Origin of the sequence: Pseudomonas sp. C6002, assembly GCF_013385805.1 — a bacterium.
In the GTDB taxonomy this organism is placed as follows: Bacteria; Pseudomonadota; Gammaproteobacteria; order Pseudomonadales; family Pseudomonadaceae; genus Aquipseudomonas.
In genome coordinates this window covers 149,918-166,616 of record NZ_JACAPH010000021.1, presented here as the reverse complement: position 1 = coordinate 166,616, position 16,699 = coordinate 149,918, and the positions used below count along the sequence as shown (strand labels likewise).

Here is a 16,699-nt window from a genome sequence, read left to right as displayed (position 1 = left end):
CACAAATAAAAAATTCGCATATTCATAGGCTTAGCTGCAAAAAAGGTGTTGACACCCCTCGGGAATTCCGTAGAATGCCGCCTCACAGCAGGCACGTAGCTCAGTTGGTTAGAGCACCACCTTGACATGGTGGGGGTCGTTGGTTCGAGTCCAATCGCGCCTACCAAACAAAATCCGCTCTGCTGGGCGGTCTAGAAGGGCTCACCGAAAGGTGGGCCCTTTTTTGTTGCCTGTGTTTCGTCCTGAATGAGGTCTACACCTTCTGATCTATTTCCAGGAGGGCGTAATGGAGGCAGGAAAAAGGCGTAGTCATCGAGACTACACGCTGACCTTTAAATTGTCGGTCGTCGACCAAGTCGAAACGGCGAGCTGGGCTGTAAAGAGGCTCAAGAGCGCTACCGGATTCAAGGCAAAACCACCGTTCTGACGTGGTTACGCAAGCGTGGAGCCCAGGCACATAGATTGGCTCGCCGGGATGGGGTCTGTGCCCGACAGAAACCGACCACTAACGCCATGGCAACGCATCAAAGATGCTTGAAGAACAGTTGGCGTTTTCCAATCAGAAAGCGCAGTTTTTCGAGGCGGTCGTGGATGTCTTGAAAAACGCCTACGGTCTCTCTGTCGTAAAAAAGCGTCCCGGCAATTCCTCGCGCATAAACCAATCCAGAACCTGAGCATCAGCAGGGCTTGCCAGTGCTTGGGGATAAGCCGACAGGCTTACTGCAAACGCAATCGCACCGATGCAACTCGTCTGGTTCTGGATCAGAAAGTTGCCGACTTCGTTCAACAAAAAAGTCAGCGTCGGCCGCGTTTGGGTACCCGAAAGCTGCACCACTTGCTGCGTTGCCAGCCTCAACTTGAACTGCAAGTGGGGCGAGATCGGCTGTTTTCGATCCTGCACCGAAGGCGTTTACTGGTGGTCCGCAAGCGGGCGTAGCACAAGACGACCGACAGTCATCATCGCTTTCTGCGCCATCCGCACCTACTTAAACCGGGTCCTGATCAGGTTGTTCCAATCGGTCCGGAAAAAATCCGGGTAGCTGACATCACCTAACTGCCCGTTCAGAAAGGTGTGGCCTATCTGAGACTTGTGACGGATGCTTTTTCGCGAAAGATCGTGGTTACCAGGTCCATGAAAGTCTGCACACCGAGTCGGTAGTGCAGGTTACGTCGAGCCGTGAGTCAGGATCAAACCGCGCAGCCACTGGTTCATCACTCTGACAGAGCCGGCCAGTATCGCTTGGGAATGTACCAGGAACAGCACGCGAAACACGGCATCCGGTGTTCCATGACGGGCGGCTATGACTGCTACCAAAATGCTTTGGCAGAGCGGGTCAACGGGATCTTGAGGGCGGCGCTTCTGCCTGAGCGACCACAGGATTTCATGCAGTCCGTAGAGCCAAACGTTACTCAGCGCATGCTCAACGAATTATCGCCATCACCCGCGAATGGGGGAGCGTCGTGATCGCGCTGCGGGCTTGTCAGGCGTACGCCAGAGAAATCTCGAAACAAAAATATGGCTGCTTTGCTTTGATTTTGTGCTGTATGTATGTACAGTATATCGAGTGGTTAAGGATAGCCACTAATCAGGAGAAGTAATGTCTATGTACTACGCGACACCATATGTATTCACGCCAAGCGCCACGCTCGACAATGGGCCTCAGCTCAGATCAATTATTCAAGCCGGATATCGCTGGATTCAAATTAACCGCGACGTATGCCCGATCAAGACTACCGTGCCCTTGAATAAGGCCGACCTAACCCCGGTTCACGGTCTGGTCATTGAGCCCGCACCAGGCATCGAGAAGGTGCTTATTGACTCAAGCGGAATTGGTCGAAATCCGGAAGTACCTACCGATCCGAGCTATGCAGCGTTTGATTATCAAGGGAAGGTCCGGCCTGCAAGTTTTTTAACGCGGGAAGCTTTTCTGAATCAGAATGAAATTTTTGTCGATGATCCGACAAAATATGTAGCTGGGGACTGGATTGTAATTTCCGATGCTTCAACAGACTTCCATAAGCAGCCGCTTCCACTTGATGGTCCTATGGAAGTTCGGCAGGTTATTCGAGTATTCAGCGGGTCGCTGGTGATCAACAATGTTCTCAAAAAAGGACATCCGGATGGAGCCATTGTTGCTACGTGCGTGCCGATTCGTAACGTTATAATTCGAGGCCTGGAGTTCACTGGGAACTCTGCTGTCGGAGTTCATATTCACTACGGCCAGCATTGTACTATTCAAGATATTACCTCTGTTAACTGGACTGGGCGGTCGCTTGTTCTCATTGATAACGGCGGTAGCAATAACTCAGTCATTGATTGCTACTGTACCGGGACAGAGGCTGGTGGTGGGCCAACACAAAATGCCTGGGGTGTAGTCATGGAAGGTCAGGATTCATCCCGGATGGTGAATAGCGGCGGTGAATTTTGCGGTAATGGCAGTGCAATGAATTACTGTATTGATAGCGTAGCTGTCGATGCAAGAGCCCGCAGGAATAATGTAAATGTCGGCGTATATACCCACTCTATCCGAAGTGGTTATATCCGGCCGAGAACGGAACGTCCTCTAATTCTTGACACATACGAGAGTCCAGAGAACGTTGATTGCTTTATCTTTAGCAAGCGGGGTTTATCATAAACTCTAGCTGTGTTATGAGTTTGTTCGCCTCTCAATGTTTTAATGTCATTTAAGAGGTAGTGCGAAGAAGGCCGAGTCTAGGCCTTCTTCTCTCAAAAAATAACCCCTGAATGGCTTTCTATTTCCCCCGACACGAAGGCTGCCTAAGACTGGCAGTCATAACTTCTCGCGAGGCGCTCTAAAAAGACTATACGTTCGCATAGTACCGCTTATGCTTTTATTTTAATTTAACGGATGGAGTGCAGCGTGAGGTTGGGCAGGCATTGTTGAATTATTTTTTGAGCTTAAGTTGAATGCGCGTCGCCAGTAGAAACCCAGTATCAGCAGAAATATAGGGCCTGTAGATGGGGAAGAAAGACCATCTTGAAATACATTGAATACAGTAAAGAATGGTATAACCATTGCCATCATTGCAATGTAAAATCTCTTTTGAAATTCATCGCTTTGAGGGATTTTGAAGAAAGGTTTTACGATGCTCCACAGGAATATCAGATAGAACAATCCAGCAAGACCTCCCATTTTCCAAATGGCACCTAAATATTGATTGTGTGGCGTATAACCTGATGTGCTCACATCGTTATCGAAGTAGCCAAGCTCAGAGTTAAAAAGCCCATAGCCACCAAAGCCAGTACCAAATATCGGGCTGCTTATTAAGTCATCAATAATTATCATGTACAGGCCTAATCTTCCTGATGAAACCCCATCCCAATTTCCAGAGTAGATGTTGTCTGTCATCAAAAGTATTTTGGCGAATAATTCAATAAAGTAGTCTGAAAAAATCGCTATTATGGTTGCAGATGTAACGATGGCAAGCGTGATGTATAGAGCAGCTCTAAATATCCTGCCGACTGTCATTTTTCCCGCGAAGAAGCAACATAAGCAACTAACGATTAAACCAAATGCAGCTTGTCTAGATCCACTGCCTAGGACGAGTATTAAGCTGCACAACATTCCAGTGTACGAAATAATCCGTATGCTTTTTTTGGGTTTCATGATTACGCCTAGCGCTAGACAAATCATGAATGCCGTCGAAAAAAATACAGCTATTCCATTTATTCCATTGCTACCATGAAATTTCATACCGAAAAATGTAGGGTCGAAGACGGCGCCGTAAATGACTTCGCCTGGGATACGCTCAAATTCAGTAAATATAGTAACGTGGCCCTTCATGAAAATCGCGTCAACCGTTGCTGCAAGCGCGGTTGCCGTGAGTAGATAGATTAATGTCTTGTTGAACCTGTCAGGGTGAATGCTTGACTCTCCAATATTTCTACCCAGCAAATAGACCAGGTATGGCTTGAAGAAAAACGCTATGGAGAAAATAGATCTGGCGATGTTTCCCGGCTGGATAAATAATTGTATGTATATTAGTGAGATGAAAGAGAAAATTATGCTGAGTAGCAGCCACTTATTTATCTTGTGGTGAATGATTAGTATGTAAGGGAGGATAAGTAGGCATAGCAAGTCAGATGGGGCAATTTCAACGCCAAGAGCAGGCACGAATATTCTTAGTGGAATGCACAGTAAAACAGCTGATAAAAATAAAAGCATGTTCGACTATCCCTGTAGTAACAAAACTTAAAAAGGCACACTTCATGCATTCTTTATTGTCTTGAGCGCCTTTTGAGGCAGCGTCATGCCGCCCATCTGCGCGCCAGAATAGTTAACTTGTCATGGCAAGCTTGCCGAAAGCGCGAAACGTGATCGAAAATTGATAAGTGGCATGATGGTTCCTTTGTATTGCGGTAATCGAAGATCCGTTCGAATTGCTGAAATTGTAGACGTGTTTCGGTGTAGTGAGAGGATTTCGAGTTGCTCGGTTCGGCAGGACACTGTGAATGGTTGATTACTGTAGGAATAGACAACGCTAAGTTAATGATTTTTATAAGGTTAAACGGGAAATTCGTAGCCTTTCAAAGGGCGAATTTTCCCCTATGGATCAATCGGTTGCAGATTTCTCGGGATCACCTTCAAATGGTGGGGGGCGCTGGCTCGAGTCCTATCGCGCCGACCAAACAGAATCCGCTTTGCTGGGCGGTCTGGAAGGGCTCACCGAAAGGTGCGCCCTTTTTTGTTGCGATTTGCGAAGCCTTTTCAACCTACCTCCTCAAAATGACAATTCGGCGTCCCTTCCTGGCTTGTCGATTTATCCCGTTGTGCTTCTTTCGAGCGTGCTTCGGCATCTTCTTTTCCCGTCTCCCATGAGCCTCCCTGAACGCCACAACGTAGATCACGCGCCCGATACGCGTGATGCGTATGTCGGCGTCGGTGGGCAACAGCTAGAGGGTGCTGCTTTCGTAGAATTTTTAACTGTATGCATGTACAGTTGTTTCGCCAAAAAATGGCCATGGGAAATCAGGAGAAGTCATATGTCAATTTACAGCGATACCCCTTATGTTTTTACGCCGGATCCCTCTGCGGATAACGGTCCTCAACTCCAGTCGGTGATGAAGGCCGGATACCGCTGGATTCAAATCAATGGCACTGACTGCCCAATCGGGACAACAGTCCTGCTAAACCGTGATGACAATTGGCCCTACAGTGGGCAGATCATCGAGCCAGCACCAGGGATCGATAAGGTCACTATCGACGTTTCAGGGATCGGTCGTAACCCGCTGGACCCAACAGATCCGAGTTATGCCGCCATCGACTACCAGGGTAATGTTCGCCCGGGCAGTTATCTGACCGCGCCGGCCTACGTCAATACGACCGAAATCTCCGTGGCTGATACCACTCCGTACACAAACGGTTCCTGGATCGTCATCTCGGATGCTTCAACCGATTTTGCAACCTACCCGATGCCACTCGACGGCCCGCTGGAGGTTCGCCAGGTTATTTATGTGCTGGCTAACTCATTGATTGTTAATCGCGTAATCAAACGTGATCATCCCCAGGGCGCAATCGTGGCTTTATGTGACCCGATTAAAAACGTGTACATCCGCAACCTTGAATTCACCGGGGACGCTGCGGTAGGGCTGCATCTGCACTACGCACAACACTGTGTGATCGAGAACATCACGTCGGTCGACTGGACTGGGCGCTGCATGCTGCTGCTGGACAACGGTGGTGAGTACAACACCATTCTTGATAGTTATTGCACGGCTACAGAGCCAGGTGTCGATCCTGAACAGACCGCCTGGGGTGTCGTCATCGAGGGGCAGGACTCTACCCGCGTGATTAATTCAGGTGGTGAAAATTGCGGCTTGGGGATGGGGATGAATTACAGCATTGATTGTGTGTCGATTAACGCAAGGGCTCGCCTCAATACAGTAAACGTTGGGGTCTATACCGCATCCATTCGTACGGGGTTCCTTCGACCTGCGACCGAATCCCCTCTGATCCTGGATAACGTCATCACTTCAGACTGCGTTGATTGCTATATGGTTGAACCCATACCTTTTTCCGGATAATCATGGAAAAAAAGCCCGCATTGAGCGGGCTTTTTTATTGGAAATATTTATTCCCAGGGTATAGGTTCGCGGCCAGCGCCGTTGCGACGCCCAGCAACAGAGCGGCCGCAATTGTCCCTTGGTAATCATTGGCCAACACAGAAGCACGGCCAGGTAGGGCAGATTCGAATGGGCGCTGAGTCGGCAGGATGCCGCGGAACCTGTAAAGCGCCCGTCCAGACGCAGTTCTGCAGCCATTGTCATGCACTCGATTTTCTCGTCGTGCCCCTTCAGATTGCGCTTCGCAAGTCTTTCGCCTGAACGTCCTGGGGATTCCGTTCGGCAACGTTAGGACTTTTCCGAGGTTAAAGATGGCGTCGTACTACTACTCTTCCTGTGTTGTTCCGAAGGATCGATAGGCATGCCCCGATTCGTCATAAATAACTACAGAGAGCTGCCCCATGCTTCAACTCGACTTCTATTCAACGCTGGTCGCCGCCTCCCTGGTGCTTTTACTTGGGCGCGGGCTGGTCGCTCGAGTCGGTTTCCTGCGCACTTACAATATTCCGGAGCCGGTGGCCGGCGGTTTAGTGGTGGCGGTGCTGCTCCTGGTCCTGCGTATGCTCGCTGGCATTGAGGTCCGGTTTGATTCGTCGCTGCAGACGCCACTGATGTTGGCTTTCTTTGCCACCATTGGTTTGAATGCGGATTTCGCCAGCCTGAAGAAAGGCGGGCGGGTGCTGGGGATTTTCCTGCTGGTGGTGACGGCGCTCCTGGTGGTCCAGAACGCGATGGGGATTGCGCTGGCCAAGGCGCTGGGGCTCGATCCGTTGATGGGGTTGTTGGCGGGCTCCATTACGCTGTCGGGTGGGCACGGGACCGGCGCGGCCTGGGGCGCGGTGTTCAGCGAGAAGTATGGCGTGGCGTCGGCGTCCGAACTGGCCATTGCTTCCGCGACCTTTGGCCTGGTGCTCGGCGGCCTGATTGGCGGCCCGGTCGCTCGCCTGCTGATCAAGCGCGTCCAGACGCCCGCCCTGGCGCCGGTACAACCGCTAGGGCCAAAAGGATTCGAGCAGCCGAATCAAGAGCGCATGATCACCTCCTTCTCGTTTATCGAGACCCTGGCGCTGCTCGCCATCAGCCTGCAAGTGGGCACGTTCCTCAGCGGTTTTATCCAGGGCACGGCCTTTGAGCTGCCGACGTTTGTGTGTGTCTTGTTTGTCGGTGTGGTGTTGCGTAATGGCCTGTCGGCGCTCGGCTGGCACCAGGTATTCGAGCGCGAAGTCTCGGTGCTAGGGAATGTCAGCCTGTCGTTGTTCCTGGCGATTGCATTGATGTCGCTCAAGCTCTGGGACCTCGCCGCGCTGGCCCTGCCGATTTTCATCCTGCTGGCTGCGCAGGCGTTGATGATGGCGCTGTTTGCGATTTTCGTGACGTTCCGGGTGATGGGGAGCAACTATGACGCGGCGGTCCTGGCGGCGGGGCACTGCGGTTTCGGGCTCGGTGCCACGCCAACTGCCATTGCGAACATGCAGGCGGTGACCCAGCGTTTCGGGCCATCGCAGATTGCATTTCTGGTGGTGCCGATGGTGGGCGCCTTTTTCATCGATATCACCAATGCGATCGTGATCAAGTTGTACCTGGCGCTGCCGATCCTGGGCGTCGCGGGATAAACGCGGTTTACCGGATTTGCCGTTTAATGACTCGCCAGGTCCTGCTTGCCCAGGACCTCGTCAATCACCCCAAGCTGCCAGGTGAAATACGGATTGAACGTCAACCGCGCGTGCATCTTGCCCGGCTCACGGTAGCCCCAGTCCGAATACCACACGTCGGCCCCCTGTTCGCAGGCGCGGGTTGCGTCGTCCGTCTGGCCGTTCCAGCAAAACCGCAGGCTGCCCTGTTCGCCATACAGAGCGTTGTCGGGTGAGAACAGCAACCCCATGTGGGAGAACTGGCTGATCCTTAACTCCGGCAGGTAGTCGGTACGCGCTTTTACACGGCGTGTATCCCAGGCGCTCTCTGGCAATGTGCCGTACCAGGCGAGGCGGCTATGGGGGTTGCTGAAGCGTTGCTGGAAGGTCGCCAGCACGTAGTGCGTATCGAGTACTGAGTCGTGGGCTGCGACGGCAATGAACACCGGCTTGTCATAGGGGCGCCGCTCCAGGTCCTGGCGGGCTAGCCGGCTGCTGCGGTAGAACTGGGCAAAACCGTTGGTGGGCACTGTCATGTAGCGCACCAGGCTCTGTTGTGGCCGGCTGGCGTCTGGCGCCAGCAGCCAGGGGCGCGCCCAACTGATCAGGGGTGTCAGCCAGTCGTAGGTCATGCTGGACTGGAACGCGGGAGAGAACAGCAGCAGCCCCGCGACGTCGTCGTGTTTGTAAGCGTAGTCGAGTACCAGGTTGGCGCCGGTGGAAAAGCCGCCGAGGTAGATTTCTCCCACCTCTGCGCGAAGGATCGCAGCCTGTTCGTCGACCACCCGGCGCCAGTCTTCCATGCGCACCTGCAGCATGTCGGCCGGTTGCGTGCCGTGGCCGGGCAGCAGCACGGTCCTGACCAGGAAGCCGCGGGCGGCCAGTGCGCTGCCGATATCGTGGAAAGACCAGGGTGAGTCGCCCAGGCCATGCACGAGAATGATCCCGCGCTTGGGGGCACCCGCCGGGCGCCATTCCTGCGGGGCGTTCCAGTTGAGTTCGGCATCCTTGTCGGTGCCCTGGAAATCACGATGGTCCCGCAGCCATTGCAAGGTAGCGGCGCGATACGCTTCGAATGATTTCTGGCCAAGCGGCATGCCCGGTTCTGCGAGGGCTGTCGTGCAGAGCAATAGGGCGAGCATGCCGCAAGCAACGCTTCGGAGCGTTCTGCGCATCGATGGACGGTGCTGCATACAGGTGTGGTTGTTCAAGGCAGGTTCTCAACGGAGCGTAACCGTAAGGTCATGCACGATAATGACCTGCCTTGTATCGCCGAAAGTGCGAAACAGTAGCAAGACGTTTCCGATGATCTCAGAAACGATCCAGCCGGTAGGGCCCAAGTGCCGGCAGCTCGTTGGACGCGGCCGCAGGCGATGCCAGCCGTGCAATCAACTCCGCCGTCACCGCAGCCTGCGTCAGGCCCAGATGCTGATGCCCAAAGGCAAGCAGCACCTTGCCCTTGCACACCTTGTCGATAATCGGCAGCGAGTCCGGCAGGGAAGGGCGAAACCCCATCCACGGCGTCGCGTCCTCGGCACTCAAGTCACGACGAAACAGCCCCTGGCTCAGCCGATGCAACTGCCACGCGCGTTCCATGTTCGGTGGGCGATCAAGGCCGGCGAACTCCACGGTACCTGCCAGCCGCAATCCGCCGTCCATGGGCGTCATGATGAACTTGCGCTCCAATGACGTGACCGCAAACGGCAACCGTCCATGCTCATGGGGCAACATCAGGTGATAGCCGCGCTCTGTATCCAGCGGGACCTTTTTGCCAGTCAGTGCGCCGGTCAGGCTGGCTGAGTGCGCACCGCATGCGATCAACACCTGGCGCGCGGCCACGGTGCCTTGGTCGGTCCGCAATGAAACACCGTGCTCGTCCAGCTTCCCGCCCACGACCTGGCGCTTGAGAAATTGCACCCCGCTGGCTTTGGCCGCTTCCATCAGCTCGCAAACCACCCCATAGGGATCGAGAAAATGCCCGGTGCGAGGAAAGAACAACCCGCCCTGAATCCCTTTGCTGAGTTGTGGCGCCGCGTCCTGCACCACGCTGGCGTGCCAGTGGTCCACCGGCACTTCCTGCTGACTCATGCGTGCCTGCAATGCATCAATGGCCTGTCGCGACTCGGCGCGCTCGAAGACCAGCAACGAGCCGTCTTCGCGCATCAGGTGCGGGCGCTCGATGCTGCCCAGCAGCCGGTGCCAGGCGCCCAGGCTGCCTTCATTGAGCGCGCGGATCCCGGCGACGGTGCGCTGGAAGGGCGCCGGGCGCAGGTTCAGCAGCAGCCGGGTAAACCACGGCAGTGCACGCGGCAGGTATTTCCAGTCCAGGCGCAGCGGGCCCATCGGGTCCATGAGCATGGCGGGCAAACGCGTCAGGATCGACGCATCCGCGATGGGGAACACTTGCTCGGTCGCCAGGTGGCCGGCATTGCCGAACGAGGCGCCGTGGCCGGGTTCCTGCTGATCGATGATGACCACCCGCCGGCCCTGGCGCGCCAGTTGCAGCGCGCAGGCGACGCCGATGATGCCGGCGCCCACTACGGCGACGTCTGGCATGACGTTATCGGACATGTTCTAGGCTTCCCTCTGACCGTCGAGCAAGCGCCGCAGCAGCAATGGGTTGCCGTGTTGCAGGGCCGTCGGCAGCAAGCTATCCGGGAAATCCTGGTAGCACACCGGCCGCAGGAATCGCAGGATCGCGGCGGTGCCCACCGAGGTGGTGCGTGAGTCCGAGGTGGCCGGGAATGGTCCTCCGTGCACCATCGCATCACACACTTCAACGCCGGTCGGCCAGCCGTTGACCAGCAGGCGGCCGGCCTTGCGTTCCAGGGTCGGCAGCAGCGCGCGGGCAGTTGCCAGGTCGTCGTCATCCAGATGCAGGGTTGCGGTCAGTTGGCCCTCCAGGTGTTCGCTGACCTGGCGGACCTCATCGACGTTGGCACATTGCACGATCAATGACGTGGCGCCGAATATCTCGGCTTGCAGGCTGTGATTGGCGAGAAAGTCCCGGGCCTGGGTCACGAACAAATGGGCCTGTCCCTGGTTCGGCCCTTCTGCCGGCAGACCGGTACCTGCGAGCTGAGCATGCCGGGTCAGGGCGCTGACGCCGTCTTCGTAAGCCTTGAAGATCCCCGGTGTCAGCATGGTCTGGGCAGTGCTGTGTTGAAGCAGGTTGGCAGCCGTGCCGACGAAGTGGTCCAGCGCTTGCCCTGCAACGGCAATCACCAGCCCGGGGTTGGTGCAGAACTGGCCGGCACCCTGGGTCAGGGACGCGACAAAACCTTGTGCCAATGCTTCACCGCGTGCGCTCAACGCAGCGGGAAACAGGTAGACCGGATTGATCGAACTCATCTCTGCATACACCGGGATCGGCTCGGGGCGAGCCTGGGCCGCCTGGCACAAGGCAATACCGCCGCTGCGCGAGCCGGTGAAACCCACGGCCTTGATGCGCGGATCGCAGACCAGCGCGATACCGACCTCGCGGCCCGAGCCATACAACAGCGAAAACACACCCTCAGGCAGGCCACATTGCTGAACGGCCCGGGCCACCGCGCGGCCCACCAGTTCGCTGGTGCCAGGATGCGCGCCGTGTGCCTTCACGATCACCGGGCAACCGGCCGCCAGTGCCGACGCGGAATCACCGCCCGCCACCGAGAATGCCAGCGGAAAATTGCTCGCGCCGAACACGGCCACCGGCCCCAGCGGTACGTGGCGTTGACGCAGGTCCGAGCGAGGCAGCGGCTGGCGTTCCGGTTGTGCAGTATCCACCCGCACATCCAGCCATTCACCCGCGCGCACGGTGCGGGCAAAGGTGCGCAATTGCTGGCAGGTGCGCCCGCGTTCGCCCTGGATGCGTGGGCGGGGCAGGCCGGTCTCGGCCATCGCCCGTTCAATCAGTTCATCGCCCAGGGCTTCGATTTCGTTGGCGATGGTTTCAAGGAATTCGGCGCGAGCCGCCAACGGCGTTTCGCGATAGTTATCGAAGGCGCTCCAGGCCAACGCACAGGCGTGTTCGACATGTTCGGCGGTGCCGCCGGCGTAGGCGGGTTCCAACGCAAGGTTGGTGGCAGGATTGATCGCCCGGATGGCCTCGCGGCTGCCTGGAATGGAGTGCTGACCAATCAGCATGGTGCCCGTCAGAGTCATGGCGTAGTCCTGGAAAGTAAAGATGGGCTTGGCGAAGAGAATCCACTGTGGGAGCTGTCGAGCCCCAGCGAGGCTGCGATGCAGGCGCTGCGGTCTGGCAGGTACACCGCAGTGATCCCATCGCAGCCTCGCCGGAGCTCGACAGCTCCCACATTTGATTTTTGCTGCCTTGAATAGTGTTAAACGACGTTCTGCTCGGCCGACCAGTTGGCGTACCACTGGCGGAACAGCGCGTACTGGTTCTCTGCATAACGACGCTGGGCATCGCTGAGGGCATCGGTCTCGTTGAAGTGCAGGGTGTATTCCTTGTCGCCGTTGAGCACCATCAGATGCTTGTAGAACAGCACCAGGTCGCAGCCTTCGTCGAAGGACGACAGCACCGCCAGCGCCGACTCCAACTCCCGCGCCTGGCGACGTGCAGTGGCGTCGCCCTTGGCGGCTTTCTTGCTCAAGGCCACCAGTTGCAGGACTTCCCGTGGCAGTGCATTGCCGATGCCGGTGATTGCGCCGGTGGCGTTGCAGTTGACGAAGCCGTGCACCACTTGGGTATCCACGCCGACCATCAAGGTCACGTCATCGTCCTTGGAGGTGATGTGTTCGGCCGCGTAGCGCAGGTCTGCAGCACCGCCGAATTCCTTGAAGCCGATCAGGTTCGGGTACTCGCGACGCAGTTCGAAGAACAGGTCGGCGCGGGTGGCGAAGCCGTAGTAAGGGCTGTTGTAGATCACCGCCGGCAGGTTTGGCGCCGCCTTGAGGATGGCTGCAAAGTGATCCTTTTGCGCCGTCGCCGATGCGCCACGGGACAGCACCCGCGGGATGACCATCAAACCATGGGCGCCGACCTTCGCCGCATGCGCTGCATGGGCCACGGCTTCACGGCTGTTGACTGCGCCGGTGCCGACGATGGTCGGCACACCGGCGGCCACCAGGCGCGCCACGCCTTCCTGGCGCTCGGCCTCGGTCAGCAACGGCCAGTCGCCCATGGAGCCGCAGTACACCACCGCGCTCATGCCGATATCGATCAGTTCGCGGCCCTTGGCGACCAGTGCGTCAAAGTCCGGTTTGCGCTGGGCGGTGCACGGCGTCATCAATGCAGGGATGCAACCGGTGAAGATAGTGGTATTCATTGTTTCAGCTCCAGTTTGATTGAAGGGGCGGGGGCGGTTCAGATGCCCCACGCGAAGGGGTCCTGTTCGTCGATCAGCAAGGTGCTGTCGGCGGTCATGTAGGCGCGGCCGGTGATGGAAGGGCGCACACGTTCGCCCTCCCATTCATAGCTGCCTTCGAATTGGCTGCCGGTGATGCTGGCTTGTATCCACGGCTCACCGGCGGCGAGTTTCCCGTCGGCCGCCAGGCATGCGAGCTTGGCGCTGGTGCCGGTGCCGCAGGGCGAGCGGTCGTAGGCCTTGCCTGGGCACATGACAAAGTTGCGGCTGTCGGCCTGGGGGTCGTCGGCGAACAGTTCGATATGGTCGATCAGGGCGCCGTCTTCGCCGTGGATGCCCTGGGCTTCGAGGGCCTTGAGCATTGTCCAGGTGTAGTCGGTCAGTGCTTCGACGTTGTTCATTTCCAGCGCTTGGCCATGATCGGAAACCAGGAAGAACCAATTGCCGCCCCAGGCGATATCGCCGTAGACCAAGCCATGTCCAGGCACTTGCACCGAGACATGCTGGCGATAGCGATAGGCGGGCACATTGCGCAACGTGACCGCGCCGTCGGCGTGCAACGTGGCGCTCACCGGGCCGACCGGCGTGTCGATCTTGTGCACCCCCGGCGCGATCTGCCCCAAGTGGTGCAACGAGGCAACCAGGCCGATGGTGCCGTGGCCGCACATGCCGAGGTAGCCGGCGTTATTGAAGAAAATCACGCCGCAGGTGGCATCGGCCGAGACCGGCGCGCAATACAGCGCGCCCACCAGAACATCGTTGCCACGGGGCTCCAGCAGGCACGCCCTGCGCCATTGGTCATGCCGGGTGCGCAGGTCGTCGAGTTTGTCGACCATGGTCTCGCCGGCCAGCGTGGGAAACCCCGTCATCACCAGGCGCGTGGGCTCGCCGCCGGTGTGGGAATCAATGATGTGCACTCGTTTCATAGAACAATCCATCCAGTGGTTGGCTGAGGCTCAGGAAGCCAGCTGTGCCCGGCCGATATCGGGCTCAGGGGCTTCGCTTTCGTCGTCTTCGGTTTCCAGGCGAACCAGGTGCGCCGGCACGCCGGTGGCCGCGCCCCAGTAATAAATCCCCAGCGCGCAAGCGGCGACGACCACGGTGTCGAACGGGTGGCTGAGGATGCCCAGGCCACCGAAGCTGCCGAGTTTCGACAGGATGATGGTCACGGCGTAGAAGCCGATCAGCCAGGCGGAGGAGCGAACCTGGCGGCCCAGGCTCAGGTGCAGGGTCGGCACAAAACGGCCGCACAGCAGGTACACCACGAACATCAGGATTTGCAGGCCGAGCAGCCACGACACGGTGCTCCAGCCGGACCAGTAGACGATCAGCGCGGCGATGATGAACGACAGCGGGCCGAGCAAGCCCATCCACTTGACCCGGAACGGGCGCGGCAGGTCAGGTGCATTGCGGCGCAGGGCGGCCACGGATACCGGCGCCACGGCGTAGCTCAACACCAGCGCGGCGGACACCACGTTGATCAGCGCTTCCCACGACGGGAAGGGCAGGGTCCAGAACACCGACAGGCCAAAGGTCAGCCACAGCGCCGGGCGCGGGATGCCGGACTTTTCGTCGATGCGGGTGAAGATCTTGAAGAAGGTTCCGGTTTGCGCCCAGCCGTAGATCACCCGTGGCGTGGCGTTCATGTAGATATTGCCGCAGCCGCTGGGGGAGATCACGGCGTCGGCGACCACCAGGTACGCCAGCCAGCCCACGCCCAGGGCGAGCGCGATGTCGCGGTACGGCAGGGCCAGTTCCTTGGCGACGCCGGCCCAGCCGTTGGCGAGCATTTCGGTGGGAATGCCGCCGAGGAAAGCGGTCTGCAACAGCACGTAGATTGCAGTGGAGAGCAGCACCGACAGGATCAGTGCAATTGGAATGGTGCGTTGCGGGTTCTTCACTTCGCTGGCCACCGAGATGATCGGCGTCAGGCCCAGGTAGGCGAAAATCACCCCGCCGGCAGACACGGCCATTTCAATCCCCGACAGGCCGAACGGCGCGAAGCCCTGGGCGTGGAAATTCTCCGGCTTGAAAAAGGTGAACAGCACGCCGATCACCAGCAGCGGCACGATGAACTTGAACACGCTGACCAGGTTATTGGCCATGGCGAAGGTCTTCACGCTGCGGTAGTTGAGGGCGAAAAACAGCGAGAGCAGCGCAAACTGCACGAACCAGCCGAGGACGGTGGGGTTGCTGGAACCCGCCTGCGTCAACTCGGGAAACCACGCCGCGGCGTATTGGCGCGAGGCGACCACTTCAATTGCCACCAGGCTTGAAAACGCGATCAGCGTGATAAAGCCCATCAGGTAGCCCAGCAGCGGGCCGTGGGAATAGACCGGGTAGCGCACCACGCCGCCGGCGCGGGGCAATGCCGCCCCCAGTTCGCAATACACAATGCCCAGCAGCAACACGGCGAAGCCGCCCAGCAACCAGGAAAAAATCCCCGCCGGCCCGGCGATGGCGGAGACGTGACTGGCCGCGAACAGCCAGCCCGAACCGAAGATCGCTCCCAGTCCGATAAAGGTGAGGTCGATCAATGAAAGCTGTTTCTTGAACTTGCCTTGGGCTGACATGGCGGCGCCTTCTTGTGGGTTATTGGATAGGCATGCAGTGGCCATACAGTGAACCCATCAACGGCGCCGCGATTGATGTTTTGCGCAGGCTGCGATGACGAAATCAGCACAATTGCGAGTGCTCGACAGGGCCACCGCCATGCGGCAATCTGCTCGCCAGGCACCGCCCGCCGGGCGCCTGGCCTGTCCGCAAAATGCAGGAGAGAGCGTCATGATGCAGAGCGCGTTCGCGACCCTATGCCAAGGGAGCGAGTCGAATCGTCCACAGACCATCGAAGAATTACTGGCCGGCGTGGGGTTGCTGTTGCCGATGCTGGACGTGATTCCCAATGCCGCGATCTTTATCAAGGACGTGCAGGCGCGCTACGTATTGGCCAACCGCACCCTGGTGCAGCGGTGCGGCTTGAAGGACTTGCAACCGCTGTTGGGAAAAACCAGCGCCGAGGTATTTCCCGCGCAGTTGGGGCCCGGCTATACCGAGCAGGATCGGCGGGTGCTGGAGCAGGGATTTGTCCTCGAAGACCAGTTGGAATTGCATTTGTACGGTACCCGCGAGCCGGGTTGGTGCCTGACCCACAAATGGCCGCTGTACAGCCGCGACGCTGCAATCATCGGCCTGGCGGGCATCTCGGTCGACCTGCAAACCGCCAGCGAAACCCACCCGGCCTATCAACGGCTGGCGGCGGTGGACGAGCACATCCGGGCGCATTTCAATCGGCGGGTCACGTTGGGTGAACTGACGCGGATCGCCGGGATTTCCGTGGCGCAACTGGAGCGCTACTGCAAGCGCGTGTTCCACCTGACACCGCGCCAGATGATCCAGAAGGTACGCCTGGAACATGCGCACCGGCTGCTGCATACCGAGCTGCCGATCACTGAGGTGGCGTTGCAGTGCGGGTATACCGACCACAGTGCGTTTACCCGGCAGTTCAAGGCGTTGACCGGGTTTACGCCGCGCCAGTATCGGCAGGCGACCAGTGTGCGGTGATGTCTAATTGGATCTACGTGAATGTCATGAGCAGCGGTGGCGCCAACAAGGAGGGCGCCAACGCTCTTCGCAGTTGCGCAAACCTGGTCAGTTTTATCCCTGCCGTTGGT

The 16,699-nt window shown here is 57.8% G+C and carries 11 protein-coding genes, 1 tRNA gene and 1 pseudogene; 6 read left to right on the top strand and 7 right to left on the bottom strand.

Annotated elements, in window-relative coordinates; all coding sequences use genetic code 11:
• The first annotated feature begins 89 nt into the window (after nucleotides 1–89).
• From HX817_RS14680 to HX817_RS14665, 3 genes and pseudogenes are all read left to right on the top strand, one after another.
• Nucleotides 90–166, top strand: a tRNA-Val gene (locus HX817_RS14680).
• Between the two features lie 120 nt (nucleotides 167–286).
• Nucleotides 287–1,399: pseudogene (locus HX817_RS31335) on the top strand (IS3 family transposase); the annotation flags it as partial.
• 199 nt (nucleotides 1,400–1,598) lie between these two features.
• Nucleotides 1,599–2,636: a right-handed parallel beta-helix repeat-containing protein gene (locus HX817_RS14665; protein ID WP_177020880.1), complete on the top strand. Its 1,038-nt coding sequence runs from the start codon at nucleotides 1,599–1,601 to the stop codon at nucleotides 2,634–2,636.
• A 222-nt stretch (nucleotides 2,637–2,858) separates the two neighbouring features.
• On the opposite strand, the gene HX817_RS14660 is transcribed toward HX817_RS14665, so the two are convergent.
• Complete coding sequence (locus HX817_RS14660) at nucleotides 2,859–4,187, bottom strand: O-antigen ligase (RefSeq protein ID WP_177040477.1); 1,329 nt, start codon at nucleotides 4,185–4,187, stop codon at nucleotides 2,859–2,861.
• A gap of 383 nt (nucleotides 4,188–4,570) precedes the next feature.
• On the opposite strand from HX817_RS14660, the gene HX817_RS14655 reads away from it, so the two are divergent.
• Entirely contained in the window at nucleotides 4,571–6,046 is a 1,476-nt protein-coding gene (locus tag HX817_RS14655; protein WP_256348745.1) for a hypothetical protein, read from the top strand.
• A 440-nt stretch (nucleotides 6,047–6,486) separates the two neighbouring features.
• On the top strand, nucleotides 6,487–7,698 hold the full coding sequence (gene gltS, locus HX817_RS14650) for a sodium/glutamate symporter (RefSeq protein ID WP_177040476.1): 1,212 nt from the start codon (nucleotides 6,487–6,489) through the stop codon (nucleotides 7,696–7,698).
• A gap of 23 nt (nucleotides 7,699–7,721) precedes the next feature.
• Here gltS and HX817_RS14645 read toward each other — a convergent pair whose 3' ends face one another.
• The 6 genes from HX817_RS14645 to HX817_RS14620 form a co-directional block, all read right to left on the bottom strand.
• Nucleotides 7,722–8,813 carry a carboxylesterase gene (locus HX817_RS14645; RefSeq protein ID WP_256348750.1) on the bottom strand — a complete coding sequence of 364 codons (1,092 nt, stop codon included), beginning with the start codon at nucleotides 8,811–8,813 and terminating at the stop codon, nucleotides 7,722–7,724.
• A gap of 214 nt (nucleotides 8,814–9,027) precedes the next feature.
• Nucleotides 9,028–10,287, bottom strand: a complete 1,260-nt coding sequence (locus HX817_RS14640; protein ID WP_177040474.1) for an FAD-binding oxidoreductase — start codon at nucleotides 10,285–10,287, stop codon at nucleotides 9,028–9,030.
• A 3-nt stretch (nucleotides 10,288–10,290) separates the two neighbouring features.
• Nucleotides 10,291–11,862, bottom strand: coding sequence for an aldehyde dehydrogenase (NADP(+)) (locus HX817_RS14635; RefSeq protein ID WP_177040473.1), 1,572 nt, complete (start codon nucleotides 11,860–11,862; stop codon nucleotides 10,291–10,293).
• A gap of 179 nt (nucleotides 11,863–12,041) precedes the next feature.
• Entirely contained in the window at nucleotides 12,042–12,989 is a 948-nt protein-coding gene (locus tag HX817_RS14630; protein ID WP_177040472.1) for a dihydrodipicolinate synthase family protein, read from the bottom strand.
• A gap of 38 nt (nucleotides 12,990–13,027) precedes the next feature.
• Entirely contained in the window at nucleotides 13,028–13,954 is a 927-nt protein-coding gene (locus HX817_RS14625) for a 4-hydroxyproline epimerase (RefSeq protein WP_102605125.1), read from the bottom strand.
• A gap of 30 nt (nucleotides 13,955–13,984) precedes the next feature.
• Nucleotides 13,985–15,601, bottom strand: coding sequence for an APC family permease (locus HX817_RS14620; protein ID WP_177020887.1), 1,617 nt, complete (start codon nucleotides 15,599–15,601; stop codon nucleotides 13,985–13,987).
• Nucleotides 15,602–15,812: 211 nt separating this feature from the next.
• Between HX817_RS14620 and HX817_RS14615 the strand changes: the two genes are divergently transcribed.
• Nucleotides 15,813–16,589, top strand: a complete 777-nt coding sequence (locus HX817_RS14615; RefSeq protein WP_174717779.1) for an AraC family transcriptional regulator — start codon at nucleotides 15,813–15,815, stop codon at nucleotides 16,587–16,589.
• Nucleotides 16,590–16,699: the final 110 nt, after the last annotated feature.

Coding starts and splice junctions, on each gene's coding strand:
- HX817_RS14660 (WP_177040477.1), bottom strand. CDS start 4,187: ATGCTTTTATTTTTATCAGCTGTTTTACTGTGCATTCCACTAAGAATA.
- HX817_RS14615 (WP_174717779.1), top strand. CDS start 15,813: ATGATGCAGAGCGCGTTCGCGACCCTATGCCAAGGGAGCGAGTCGAAT.
- HX817_RS14625 (WP_102605125.1), bottom strand. CDS start 13,954: ATGAAACGAGTGCACATCATTGATTCCCACACCGGCGGCGAGCCCACG.
- HX817_RS14665 (WP_177020880.1), top strand. CDS start 1,599: ATGTCTATGTACTACGCGACACCATATGTATTCACGCCAAGCGCCACG.
- gltS (WP_177040476.1), top strand. CDS start 6,487: ATGCTTCAACTCGACTTCTATTCAACGCTGGTCGCCGCCTCCCTGGTG.
- HX817_RS14645 (WP_256348750.1), bottom strand. CDS start 8,813: ATGCCGCTTGGCCAGAAATCATTCGAAGCGTATCGCGCCGCTACCTTG.
- HX817_RS14655 (WP_256348745.1), top strand. CDS start 4,571: ATGGATCAATCGGTTGCAGATTTCTCGGGATCACCTTCAAATGGTGGG.
- HX817_RS14635 (WP_177040473.1), bottom strand. CDS start 11,862: ATGACTCTGACGGGCACCATGCTGATTGGTCAGCACTCCATTCCAGGC.
- HX817_RS14640 (WP_177040474.1), bottom strand. CDS start 10,287: ATGTCCGATAACGTCATGCCAGACGTCGCCGTAGTGGGCGCCGGCATC.
- HX817_RS14630 (WP_177040472.1), bottom strand. CDS start 12,989: ATGAATACCACTATCTTCACCGGTTGCATCCCTGCATTGATGACGCCG.
- HX817_RS14620 (WP_177020887.1), bottom strand. CDS start 15,601: ATGTCAGCCCAAGGCAAGTTCAAGAAACAGCTTTCATTGATCGACCTC.